At 69.5% G+C, this 11470-nt stretch carries 13 protein-coding genes and 1 tRNA gene; 1 reads left to right on the forward strand and 13 read right to left on the reverse strand.

Annotated elements, in window-relative coordinates:
- The 12 genes from HOP12_09540 to HOP12_09595 form a co-directional block, all read right to left on the reverse strand.
- On the reverse strand, window positions 1–674 hold a 674-nt coding region (locus tag HOP12_09540), incomplete at its 3' end, for a hypothetical protein (protein ID NOT34399.1).
- On the reverse strand, window positions 671–1726 hold the full coding sequence (locus HOP12_09545; GenBank protein NOT34400.1) for a hypothetical protein: 1056 nt from the start codon (window positions 1724–1726) through the stop codon (window positions 671–673). The genes HOP12_09540 and HOP12_09545, both read right to left, overlap by 4 nt.
- On the reverse strand, window positions 1723–2364 hold the full coding sequence (locus HOP12_09550) for an MBL fold metallo-hydrolase (protein NOT34401.1): 642 nt from the start codon (window positions 2362–2364) through the stop codon (window positions 1723–1725). The genes HOP12_09545 and HOP12_09550 overlap by 4 nt, the downstream gene beginning before the upstream one ends.
- On the reverse strand, window positions 2364–3506 hold the full coding sequence (locus tag HOP12_09555; GenBank protein NOT34402.1) for an FAD-binding oxidoreductase: 1143 nt from the start codon (window positions 3504–3506) through the stop codon (window positions 2364–2366). The genes HOP12_09550 and HOP12_09555 overlap by 1 nt, the downstream gene beginning before the upstream one ends.
- A complete protein-coding gene (locus HOP12_09560; GenBank protein ID NOT34403.1) occupies window positions 3503–4330 on the reverse strand; it encodes a TIM barrel protein in 828 nt (275 codons plus the stop codon). The genes HOP12_09555 and HOP12_09560 overlap by 4 nt, the downstream gene beginning before the upstream one ends.
- Window positions 4331–4340: 10 nt before the next feature.
- Entirely contained in the window at window positions 4341–5981 is a 1641-nt protein-coding gene (locus tag HOP12_09565; GenBank protein ID NOT34404.1) for a BamA/TamA family outer membrane protein, read from the reverse strand.
- Window positions 5962–6732 carry a tol-pal system protein YbgF gene (ybgF, locus tag HOP12_09570; GenBank protein ID NOT34405.1) on the reverse strand — a complete coding sequence of 257 codons (771 nt, stop codon included), beginning with the start codon at window positions 6730–6732 and terminating at the stop codon, window positions 5962–5964. Before ybgF ends, HOP12_09565 begins: the two co-directional genes overlap by 20 nt.
- Window positions 6729–7256, reverse strand: a complete 528-nt coding sequence (gene pal, locus HOP12_09575; GenBank protein NOT34406.1) for a peptidoglycan-associated lipoprotein Pal — start codon at window positions 7254–7256, stop codon at window positions 6729–6731. Before pal ends, ybgF begins: the two co-directional genes overlap by 4 nt.
- Window positions 7253–8605 (reverse strand): Tol-Pal system beta propeller repeat protein TolB, encoded by a 1353-nt coding sequence (locus HOP12_09580; GenBank protein ID NOT34407.1) that lies wholly within the window; start codon window positions 8603–8605, stop codon window positions 7253–7255. Before HOP12_09580 ends, pal begins: the two co-directional genes overlap by 4 nt.
- Window positions 8602–9315: a TonB C-terminal domain-containing protein gene (locus tag HOP12_09585; GenBank protein NOT34408.1), complete on the reverse strand. Its 714-nt coding sequence runs from the start codon at window positions 9313–9315 to the stop codon at window positions 8602–8604. The genes HOP12_09580 and HOP12_09585 overlap by 4 nt, the downstream gene beginning before the upstream one ends.
- A gap of 1 nt (window position 9316) precedes the next feature.
- Window positions 9317–9724, reverse strand: a complete 408-nt coding sequence (locus tag HOP12_09590; protein NOT34409.1) for a protein TolR — start codon at window positions 9722–9724, stop codon at window positions 9317–9319.
- Window positions 9721–10419 carry a hypothetical protein gene (locus tag HOP12_09595; GenBank protein ID NOT34410.1) on the reverse strand — a complete coding sequence of 233 codons (699 nt, stop codon included), beginning with the start codon at window positions 10417–10419 and terminating at the stop codon, window positions 9721–9723. The genes HOP12_09590 and HOP12_09595 overlap by 4 nt, the downstream gene beginning before the upstream one ends.
- A 193-nt stretch (window positions 10420–10612) precedes the next feature.
- Between HOP12_09595 and HOP12_09600 the strand changes: the two genes are divergently transcribed.
- Window positions 10613–11164: a TlpA family protein disulfide reductase gene (locus HOP12_09600; GenBank protein NOT34411.1), complete on the forward strand. Its 552-nt coding sequence runs from the start codon at window positions 10613–10615 to the stop codon at window positions 11162–11164.
- An 82-nt stretch (window positions 11165–11246) separates the two neighbouring features.
- Here the strand turns inward: HOP12_09600 and HOP12_09605 are convergent.
- Window positions 11247–11331, reverse strand: a tRNA-Leu gene (locus HOP12_09605).
- Between the last annotated feature and the right edge of the window lie 139 nt (window positions 11332–11470).

An 11470-nucleotide genomic window follows, 5' to 3' on the forward strand; every position in this document is an offset into this window, starting at 1 on the left:
GCCGCGGCACTCACCGGTCGCACTTCGAGCCCGAAGTGACTCCGCCACGCCTGGTTCTCCGCCAGCTTGAGCGTCGCCAGTTCCTCGAGCTCGGGCTCCCATTCGCCCCGCTCCGCCCCGCGCGCGGGTCCGGGCGCGCTCGCGAGCTCCGAAAGCTCGGCGAGCGTCAGCACTTCGGGTCCGACCAGTTCGAACCATCCCTCCCACGCAACCGCTCCGCGCAGCGCCCGATCCAGTGAGTCGACCACCTCCGACTCGAGGACCGGTTGCACCAGCGCCGCACCCTGCCGGCCCGGACTTGCGCCGCTACGGAGCCTCAGCCACAGCGGACTGTCGGGACCGACCAGCGCCCCGAGTCTCAGCACGAGCAGCGGCAACCGGGTCGCTCGCACGTTCTCTTCGAGCTCCCAGAGCCGGCGCAGTCGTTCGACCCTGGCGTCGCGATGAGCGCCGATCGAGCTGATCACCAGCACCCGTGCGCGAGGCGTCTTGCGCCACGCCCCGAGCAGCACGGCCAGCGCCATCGCGTCGAGCGCTGCGCGTGCGGTGAGCACCAGCGTGGAAGTCGCGCCGGACGGTTCGCCATCGGGTCGCCCCAGCACATGTCCGCGGTGGGCGAGCTGGGAGAGCAAACGCGGTACCGGCGGTTCGGGATCGCCGAAGACGTGGATCACGGCTGCCCCTCGAGTGCCGCGGCGAGCTGCCGCAGATGGGAAGCATCGTGCTCGACCCAGTTGCGCACCATGTCGCCGAGCGTCACCGGGCCGCGCACCGAGTGCCACGCGAGCCGACCGAGCGCCTCGCGTCGCAGCGGCCACAGACGGGCGACGAGCGCCTCGCGCTCGAGCCCCCACGCGCTCAAGGCGGCGAACGGCCCGGTCGCTGCGTAGCCGCGCTCGACCGCCCACGCGGCCGCGTCCTGATTCTCGATTTCGGGCTCGACCTCGGTGAGCATCCGCTCGACACGAGGACGAAAGACCTCACGGTCGACGTCACGCAGATGGGCCAGCACCATGGCGGCGCTCCATCGATCCGGGCCCGGCGGACTCGTCCAACGGTGAGTTTCCGTCGTGCGGGCGCGCAGCGACTCGACCCGTTTCGGTGCCTCGGCAAGGCGCGTCACCAGCGCGTCCCATTCCGCAGCGAGCACCGGCCCGCGCCACGGCGTCGCGGTCCCCAGATCGCTGCCGGGCTCGGGATGCGGACGCGCGAAGCCGCGCCTGAGGTAGCTGCGAGAGAGCGTCACGTAGTGCGCGTTCCCGCGTCGCATCGCCTCCCGATGCGTCGGCGTCGTGGGGCCGACCACGCGCGCGGGAGCACCGACGGCCAGGCTTCCGGCCGCGATCTCCTGTCCTTCGCGCACCAGCGCTCCCGCGCCGATCAGCGAACCTGCGCCGATGCGGGCGCCCGACAGCACCACCGCACCCATGCCGATCAGGCAGTCGTCACCGATCGTGCAACCGTGCACGACCGCGCGATGGCCGACCGTCACCCGCGCACCCAGCACCGTCGGCCACTCGGCATCGACGTGCACGATGGTGCCATCTTGAAGATTGGTCTCGTCGCCGACCGTGATCGCTGCGGTGTCGCCCCGCACCACGGTGTGGAACCACACGCTGGCGCGCGCGCCGAGCGAGACCTCGCCGGTCACGATCGCCGACGGCGCGATGAACGCGCTGGGGTGCAGCGCGAGCCGCGCGGGCCAATCCTGCGCGCGGTCGCTCACGCGAGGTCCGCACCATCGCCGACGAACGCATTGGTGCGGCGTTCGTCCCCGATCGTGGTGCTGGGGCCGTGTCCGGGATGCACGCTCAGCGCGTCGCCGAGCGGGAACAGTCGCCCACGGATCGAACTGCGCAGCGTCTCGAACGAACCTCCGGGCAAATCGGTGCGACCGATCGAGCCCGCGAAAAGTATGTCGCCCACCCACAGATCGTCCAGACACCGGAACGTGACGCTGCCCGGTGAGTGCCCGGGGGTATGGATCACGCTCAACGTGTTGGCGCCGAGCGTCAACGTCTGGCCGTCGAAGAGGTCGTGGATCTCATCGGGCGCCACGGCGGCCGGCAGACCCATCGCCGCTCCCTGCGTGGTGATGCCGTCGGCGAGAAACCGATCGGCAGGGTGCAACCAGTAGGTCCCGCCGACGCGCGCCTGCAGCGTTCGCATCGCAGCGATGTGATCGTAGTGCGCGTGCGTGTTGAGCAGGTAGCGCACCACGACGCCCGCTTCGTCCAGTGCCTGCGCGATCCGGTCGGCGTCGAATCCCACGTCGATCACCGCAGTCTCTCGCGTCGCGCGGTCGATCAGCAGATACGCGTTGGTCTCGAACGGTCCGAGCGTGAAGCGGTTCTGGAGCAGCATCAGATCACGTTGGTTTCGACGAACGCCTGATGTTCGGCGAAGCGTTCGAGTCGCAGCGCGTGCAGGTCGAGGCTCGGGCGGCCGTCGACGATCCATTCCGCCAGCAGCTGGCCGGTGGCGGGCGCCTGCATGAATCCATGTCCGCTGAATCCGTTCGCGAGCAGCAGCCCCTCGAGCCCAACGGGCGCGCCGAGGATCGCGTTGTGATCGGGCGTGGTCTCGTAGAGGCCGGCCCAGCCGTTCGACACTTCCGCCGCTTCGAGCGCGGGCACGCGATGGATCGCGTGCTCGACCACCTCGGGCAGGAAGTCCCAGTTGACGCTCACGTCGAACCCCGGAGGCTCGTCGCGGTTCGCGAGTCCCAGCAGCAGGCCTCCGCTCTCGCGGTGCATGTAGACCCCCGACTTCATGTCGACGATCATCGGCAAGTCATCGCGCACGAACGGCAGCGGCTCGGTGGTGAAGCAGTGGCGACGCACCGGCAGGACCGGCAGCTCGAGACCTGCCCAGCGCGCGATCTCCGCGGCATAGGGCCCCGCCGCGTTCACGACCCACGGCGTTTCGATCGCCCCTGCGGCGGTCTCCACTCCCACCACGCGTTCGCCCTTCATTCGCAGCCCGGTCGCCGCGCGACCGAATTCGAAGCGCGCGCCGAGATCGCGCGCGCGCGCGACATACGCCTGCGTGACCTCGTGCGGGTTGCCGAGCCCGTCGCGCGGACAAAACGTCGCTCCCAGCAGGTCGTCGATCCGCAGCTCCGGGATGCGCGCCTGCACCGCCTCCGGCGTGAGCACCTCGACCGGCAAGCCCAGATCGCGCTGCATGCGTGCCTGCGCTTGAAAGGCCTGCCAGCGCACTTCGTCGGCGAGCAGGAACAGATAGCCGACCTGAAAGAACACCGGATCCGTACCCATCTCGTCCGCGAAGCGCTCGAAGTGATCGATCGAGCGCATCGAGAGCTGGACGCTCAAGGGGGTCGAGAACTGTGCGCGGATGCCGCCCGCCGCCTTCGACGTGGAGCCGGCGCCGGCGAAGGGTTCGCGCTCCAGCACCACCACCCCCTTCACCCCGCGCTTCGCGAGGTGGTAGGCGATCGCCGTGCCGATGCACCCCGCCCCGATCACGACCACCGGCGCATTCAAGCGAGCCTCCGATAGGCGCGCTGGAGGCGCAGCGCGTCGTCTTCGATCTCGGGACTCTCGCCGATCACCCAGCCGGCGGCTCCGGCGTCTCGCAGCGCGCGCAGCACCTCGCGCCAGCGAAACTTCGACTGCGTCAGCGGGCGGTGGCGGGTCTCGCCGTGCGCGCGATACTCGATGCCCGACAGGTGCACGTGCATGCTCGCGAGCGACGTGGCTCCGAGCCGATCACGCACCAGGTCGAGCATCGCTCGAAAGTCCTCGTAGCGATTGATCGCGCCGCCGCTGCGGGCGTACTGGTGCGCGAAGTCGATGCAGGGCTTCACGCCCTCGATGTCGGCGCTCCACTGCACGATTTCCTCCAGCGTCCCGGCCTGACTCGAGCGCCCCGTCAGTTCGGGCCGCAGATCGAGCGTGATGCCCTCGGATCGCAGGCGCTTCGTGATGCGTTTGAGCGCCGACACGATGCGCCGAGACGCGCGCGCCGGCCCGAGCGTTCCGTAGTAGCCGGCATGGAAGCACACACTGCGTCCCCCGCACCACCACGCCTGGCGCGCGGCGGCCACCAGGCGCTCTTCGCTGGCGCGCACGACTTCGGGCTCCCCGCTCAGGTTGAGGTAGTACGGCGCGTGCGCGGTCAGCTCGAGGCCGGTGTCGCGCCCGGCGGCCGCGACTCGCGCGATCGCGGCTTCTCCCATCCGCACGCCATTGCCCCACGCCATCTCGAGGCACTGGAGTCCGAGCGCGTGCGCGCGGAGGATGCCATGGTCGGTGCCGGCGCGCGGCGCGGAGCGCGGATTTCCGGCCGAGCCGAATCGCATCGTCATGCGCCCCTCCTCAGAAGGCCTGGCTCGAGCCGAACGACAGCACGGTCTCGCGCCGCCCTCGATCGAGCGGCTCGATCGGCCACGCGAGATCCACTCGAACGATCTGGCTCGGCGAGGCACCCGGCAGTGCCATCCGCACGCCGAGTCCAGCGTCGTGGTGCCAGCCGGCATCGCCGGACCCCGCTCCCCACGCGTGACCCGCGTCGTAGAACACCGCGGCTCCGAGGGTCGCGATCCCGAACGCGTCGCGCGCCATCGTCCAGCGCCGTTCGGCGTTGAAGCGCCACACCCGCGTGCCGGCCAGCGCCTGGGCCGGGAACGCACGCAGGCCGTCGAGCCCGCCGAGGAGGATCTGGAAATCGCGCGGCGTGTCGAAGCCGAGCACTCCGAGTGCCGCGAACACGAACGCGCCGCGCTCGTGGGCCGGCACTACCGCCCGAAGCCGAAGGCGAAGCACGGCGTCGCGGGCGCGCGGATCGGGCCGCCACGAAGCCTCGGCGCGACCGAGCGCAAACGCGCCACCGGCCGCACTGAGGGCCGAGGCAGCGGACATTCGGACCAGGCCTTCGTCGCGCGAGCCACCCAGGCCGCGCGGCGACACCCCGGCCTCGAACACCACCCGGGTTCCAAGGTCGACGTCCTCGATGCCGCTGAGCTGCTCGATGCCGCGTCGTTCGACGAAGCGCGGCCGCCACCAGCTCGCCTCGATCGACAGCCGGCGGATGCGCTCGTTCTCCTCGCCGCCGAGAAACGCCTCATCGACCACCGGCGCCACCACGCGCGTCGGTCCGAAGCGTCGATCCTGGGCACGGAATCGGGCGATCAGCCGGCTCACTACGCCGCCGCGACTCTCGCCGAGTCCACCCCACAGCTCGGTCGATTCATCGCGGCGATCGAACACCGCAGTCTCGATGTCGTCGCGGTACAGGCGTGCCAGTGTGGTGCCGCGCTCCCAGCGCACCCCGCCGGTCCACCTCGCGTCCTCGGCCCAGAACGGCACCGCGAGTTCGAGTCCGTGACCCGAGCCGTTGCTCTCGTCGCGGGCGAACGCCGAAACCCGCAGGCGCGTCCCGCCGAGCGCCGGATCCGAGAACGAAACCGAGCGAGTGACGCGCAGCGGGTCTTCGCGATACGAGAACGCAAGCGACTGGCCGCGCCCGAACAGGTTGCGCTCCGCGACTCCGAACTCGCCGGAGGTGCTGCCGCCGCCGCTTTCGAGCGAGAAGTCGAGCACCGTGCTCCAGATGTCGCGCGTCTCGACGCGGACTTCGAGCGAGTCGTTCACGCGCTGCCTCACCAGCGAGACCGGAACGAAGATCTGGCGCGCTCGCAGCAGTCGCAGCGACTCGCGAGCACGCTGCTCGTTCCACCGCTCGCCGGCGGCGAACAGCAGGTCGCGGCGAATCGTCGAGGCGCGCGTCCGGATGTGCAGATGATTCGCGAGTCCCGCGATCGGACGCAGCACTCCGTGCGGGAGTGGGTCGAAGACATTGCGGGCCGTGACCTCGACTCGACGGATCGGAATCCCGTCGAGCCCCGCGCTGTCGGCCACGCCGCCCGGCGCGCTCGGAATCGCGGCGTGCACCGGAGCGAACACGGTGACGCCGACGACTGCGATCGCGAGCGCGGCGCTAACGCCGGCGGTTGCCACCCACACGCTCGCGTGCGAGCTGGGCTTCGCCGGAGTTCGGGAATCTCTTCAGCAGGTCTTCGAACGTGGCGCGTGCACCTGCCGCATCTCCGAGCTTCTCCTTGCTGAGCGCGAGCTTGTAGAGCGCGGCCGGCACCTTGTCGCCCTGCGGCCATCCGCTCGTGACGCGCGAGTACTCCGCGGCCGAGCTGTCGAAATTCGCGAGCGCGAAGAAACTCTCGCCCACGCCGTACTGCGCATTGTCCGCGAGCTCGGTGGTCGCGAACTTCCGCACGTATTCCCGGAAGCCCTGCAGCGCCATGCCGTAGCGTCCCTGGGTGAGATCCTGGGTCGCCTGGTCGAAGAGCTGTGCGGGATTGACGTCGGTGCCGGGGGTCGCACGCGCGGCCGCGCGCTCCGAGGTCTGCGTGAAGCGCGTCATGACCTCGTCGAGTTTGTCCTGCAGCCGCTGCATCTGGTCGTACATTTCGCGCGTCGTGTTGCCCGCGGTGGCGCGCGTGCTGAGCAAGATGTCGCGCTGCTCGGCGAGCTCCCGACGCAGCTCGCGCAGCGTGGCGAGCGTCAACGAGTCGCGGACCGTCACCGTGTCCACCACCGCGCGCAGGCTGTCGAGCCCCCCCTGCAGGCGCATGAGCTGGGGCATGTAGCAGCCGGGGAGCATTCCGAGAGTCGCGATCACGGCGACCAAGGCGGCGAGCGCGCGTCGCCGCGCACTCGCCGGGGAGAACCGCACGGGTGCGGTTGGAATCACGACGCGACTCGAAGGTGGGCGCGGCGGTTCTGCTGCCATGCCGACTCGTCGTGTCCGCCATCGAACGGCCGCTCTTTGCCATACGACAGCACCGTCAGGCGCGTCGCCGCGATGCCCTGCTGCTGCAGGTAGTCGCGCGCGACTTCGGCGCGCTGCTGACCGAGCGCCTGGTTGTACTCCACGGTGCCGCGTTCGTCACAGTGGCCCTCGATCACGATGCGCACCTCGGGATGTTCGCGCAGCAATCGGGCCGCGCCGTCGAGCGCGGTGCGAGCGTCTTCGCGCAGCATCGCCGAGTCGTAGTCGAACAAGGCAGGACTCAGATCGGCATCCCGCACGCCGGGCGACGGCGTCGTGGTCGGTGGCGTCTCGGTGGTGGTCGGAGGCACGGGCGGCGTCTCGGTGGGTGTGGAAACCGGCGGCGGCTCGGCCGGAACAGGGGCCGTCTTCTTGGCGCAACCGGTTACGAACAGGATCACGGCGCAGGCGAGCCACGCGGTCAGGTGTCGGGAGCGAAACGTCATCGGGTACCTCCATCGGATTGGGGCGCCGACTTTCGGGCGTCACCGCGGCTTGCGCCGTCGGACGACGATCCCCCGGCCGTCATGCGCGGAGACCATGCGGGCGACATGGCCACCATGCCCCCCGTTTCGAGTCGCCGTGCGGGCGACCCGTCGAGATGTGAAATGAAGAGAGCGAACGTGCCCTCGCGATTGGATGCGAACACCAGATGCCGCCCATCGGGCGACCAGTGGGGATTCTCGTTGCTCCGCCCCGCGACCTCAAGCCGTAGATCGCCCCCGTCGGGACGGCAGGTGTAGATGTCGAATCCCCCGCCGGTGCGCGAGACGAAGGCGATGCGATCGCCCTTGGGCGACCAGGCCGGCGAATCGGTATTGCCGAGTTCGTAAGTCAGTCGTCGCACGCTGCCGCCGTCGCGATCCATGACGTGCACGCTCATGCCGCCGCCGCGATTCGACGTGAATGCGATCTCGCGGCCGGTCGGCGACCAGCTCGGCGAGGTGTCGATCGCCCGGTGATTGGTGAGCCGGGTCGGCGTGCCCCCACGGGCGTCGAGCCGGTAGATCTCGGCGTTGCCATCCTGGCTGAGCGTGCAGGCGATCTCGCGACCATCCGGACTGTAGGTCCCGCTGGTATTGAGCCCCGGACGTCCCGAGACCGAATAGATCTTGCCACCGTTCGAGGGCGTGACGAACAGCCGTGGCCCGAGGCCGGAGCGGTAGGACGTGAACACCAGCAGCGAGCCCTCGGGAGACCACGCCGGTGACTGCGCGATCGAGCGGTCGCTCGTGAGCGCCCGCTGATACCAGCCGTCCGCGTCCATGACCCACAGTTCCTTCTCGTTCCCCTTATGCGAAATGAACGCGATGCGCGAATTCGCGACCCCCGGCTCGCCGGTGAACTGCCGCACGATCTCATCCGCGTACTCGTGCACCAGCCGGCGCAACTCGGTCGCGGGTCCTCGCCACTCCTGCTTGAGGATCGCGCGACCGGCGGGTTGATCGAGCACCTCGCCGTGCAGCACCACCTGGTTGCCGTGCTGCTCGAGCCGCCCGGCGACACGCGCCTGCGGCTCCCAGCCCGCCGGCACCGAGGCGCTCGCGCGCTGCACGTCGAACACCGCCGACCATTCGAGATCGCGCCCGAGCACTTCGTCGGCCTGAGTCGCGCCGGCGCGGCTGGTCCGATCGCCCGTCGCTTCGAGCGGCATCAAGCGCAGCTTGATCTTCTGACCGGTACCGCGAATGTCGATCTTCACGTCGGACGGCGCCTGCGCGCGCGCCGGCAGTGCGAGTGCCAGCGCAACCAGCGCAAAGCTCGCGAGCCGCCGGGGCAGCGAAATTCGTGTCACGGAGTCCCCCACTCGAATCCAAAATGCACGCCGAGCTGCGACGCGGAATAGCCGACCGGCAGAGGCGGCAAGGGATCGCTGAGCGTGATCGCGCGCAGTGCCGAGCGATCGAACGCCTCCACACCGCTGGCACCTTCGATCTGTGCTGCACTCACGCGTCCGTCGCGCCCGATTCGAAAACGCACGACCACACGCACCGTGCGACCGTCGGTGACGATGCCGGCAGGCGGCGACCAGCGCGCCGCCACCCGGTCGCGCACCAGTGCGAGGTAGTAAGAAAAGGGGAACTCGCTCGCGTCGACGCCGAGGTCGCCGCGCAACCCGCTGGTGCCGACTGCAGCACTCGGAAGCGCCAGCCCCGCTGGAGCCGGCGAGGGCGGCGTCTCGGTCGGCAGCGAAGAATCGCGCGCGGGTGTCTCACGCGGATCAGGCCTGGGTTTGGGCGGCGTTTCGCGCGGCGGTTCGGGCTTCGGCTTCGGGCGCTCGCGCTCGATGCGAACACCGTCCTCTTCGGGCACGGGCTCTCGGACCGGCGCGACCGGCGGAGGCGCGACGGCCGGTGCCATCGAGCGCAGCGCTGCGGGATCGATGAGCGTGACCGGGACCGCATCGCCGCCTGGCAACGCGATCGAGGTCGCGGGACGCGTCACGAACAGCACCGCGAGCAGTACCACGTGGACGACCAGCGAGGTCACGAGTGGTCCACGCACTTCAACGGCTCCGTTCCGGGCCGCCCGGGGCGGTGACGAGCCCCAGGTTCGAGACGCCGGCGCGCCGGATGCGGGCGATCAGCTCGACCACCTGCCCGTACGGAACCCGTGCATCTGCCTTGAGGTACACCGGTCGCCCCGCCGCACCGGCCGATGCGAGGGCGCGCTCGAGGTCGGCGGTCGCCACGATCTGGTCACCGACCGCGATGCCGCGATCCGCACGCAGGCTCACCACCAGGCCCTCGCGCAGCTCGAGTCCGCGCGCCGCGAGCTTCGGAAGCTCGACCTCGAGTCCCGACTGCAGGAGCGGCGCGGTCAACATGAAGATCACGAGCAGCACCAGCACCACGTCGACCAGCGGGGTCACATTGATCTCCGACATCGGCCGACGCGCAGATTCGACTCTCATGCGCGTGTCCCGCCGAGGCGATGCTCGAGGAACTCGACCCCGAACTGGGCGGCGCCGTTTTGCAGATCGCGCAACCGCCCGAGCAGCGAGTTGTACGCGACCACGGCGGGAATCGCGGCGGCGATGCCGGCCACCGTCGTGATGAGCGCCTCGGCGATGCCGGGCGCAACGACCGCGAGCGATGCCGAGCCCTGCGTGCCGATCGCGAGGAACGCCGTCATCACGCCCCACACCGTTCCGGTGAGCCCGATGAACGGCGAGACGCTGCCGGTGGTGCCCAGAAATCCGACGCCACGCTCGAGGCGCGACAGCTCGTCACTCGAAGCACGCTCCATCGAGTGCTGGACGATCGTGTACGCGAGATCGCGCGCGCCGCCCTCGAGCGGATGCTGACCGAGTGCACGCTGCCCCGCGCGCGCGACGTGCGCCAGCAGGCTGTGCGGATACTGCTCGGACAGCAGTCTCGCATCGGTGCCGGGCGGCACGCGGCGAAACGCGATCAGGAACGCGCGATCCGCCTGCTCGACCCTCGAGTAGTGACGGTGGCGACTCCAGATGATCGCCCAGCAGTACACCGACATCGCGAGCAGCACGAGCAGAATGAATTTGCCGAACGGGCCGGACTGGAGAATCAGACTCGGCACCGAAGCGTGAAGCCCGGGGCCCGCCTGCAAGAGGGTCAGAGCGAGGGGCATGGCGCCACCTTCCGTGGGATGTTCAGCCGAACGCCGACCCGGATCCGTGGGTCGCGACGAGGTGCGCCGGTGCGCAAGGGGAGTTGTGGCACGCTAGCACAGCGTTCTCGCCGCTCTCAACCGTTGCGTGAGACTTCGCGCGCACGGTCAAGGGCCTGCAAAGATGCGCGCATCCCCCTGCCATCGCGACGCCATGCGCGATAGCATCCGAATCGAATCGCTGGATTGGAGTTTCGACCGGGAGGTTCATCGCGTGCACCGCCTGCTGTTGTTCACCGTCGCCGCCACCTGTCTGCTCAGCGGCTCGATTCCGGTCCACGCCGCCACCGACACACCGGCGATCGCGCCCTCGTTCACCGCTCGAACACTCGATGGTAAAACCCTGAAGTCCAGTGACTTGAAGGGTCGCCCGATGGTCATTGACTTCTGGGCGACGTGGTGTGGCCCGTGTCGCGCCAGCATGCGGCACCTTGACGCCGTGCACCTCGAGTACGAAGCCAGGGGACTGCTGGTGCTGGGATTCTCGGTCGACGAAGAGCCCGCGCTGCGCGTCAAGGCGTTCGGTCAGAAGCTCGGCGTGCACTTCCCGCTCGCGATGGCGAACGAGCGGCTGCTCGATCAGTACGGGCCGATTCGCCAGATTCCGACCACGTTCTTCGTCAATCGTCAGGGCCAGATCGTGCGGCGCGTGGTCGGCTACATCGATCGCGAGACGCTCGAGAGCTACGTACAGGAGTTGTTCTAGCTCCGCATTCGGCCCCCACGGCTGCGTCCGTGCCGAAACGACGAGAGCCACGCGGCAGACTCGCGTGGCTCTTCGCTTGGAGTGGTGCCCGGGGCGAGATTTGAACTCGCATGGGTTTCCCCACACGCCCCTCAAACGTGCGTGTCTACCAATTCCACCACCCGGGCACTCTTGTTTCGTGCGGGCTCCGGAGAGCCCGGAAGGATTCGATCAGCGACCGCCGCCCGCAGGTGCAGGCGCGGGATTGCCCGCGGCGCCCGACGGAGCCGGAGCCGCAGTGCCTGCCGGCGGAGTCGCGGGCAATCC

This window comes from Candidatus Eisenbacteria bacterium (assembly GCA_013140805.1).
GTDB lineage: Bacteria > Eisenbacteria > RBG-16-71-46 > RBG-16-71-46 > RBG-16-71-46 > JABFRW01.

Bases quoted from the DNA above. Each gene is read 5' to 3' on its own strand.
- HOP12_09550 (NOT34401.1), bottom strand. From the start codon at position 2,364: ATGCTGCTCCAGAACCGCTTCACGCTCGGACCGTTCGAGACCAACGCG.
- HOP12_09560 (NOT34403.1), bottom strand. From the start codon at position 4,330: ATGACGATGCGATTCGGCTCGGCCGGAAATCCGCGCTCCGCGCCGCGC.
- pal (NOT34406.1), bottom strand. From the start codon at position 7,256: ATGACGTTTCGCTCCCGACACCTGACCGCGTGGCTCGCCTGCGCCGTG.
- HOP12_09590 (NOT34409.1), bottom strand. From the start codon at position 9,724: ATGAGAGTCGAATCTGCGCGTCGGCCGATGTCGGAGATCAATGTGACC.
- HOP12_09595 (NOT34410.1), bottom strand. From the start codon at position 10,419: ATGCCCCTCGCTCTGACCCTCTTGCAGGCGGGCCCCGGGCTTCACGCT.
- HOP12_09600 (NOT34411.1), top strand. From the start codon at position 10,613: ATGCGCGATAGCATCCGAATCGAATCGCTGGATTGGAGTTTCGACCGG.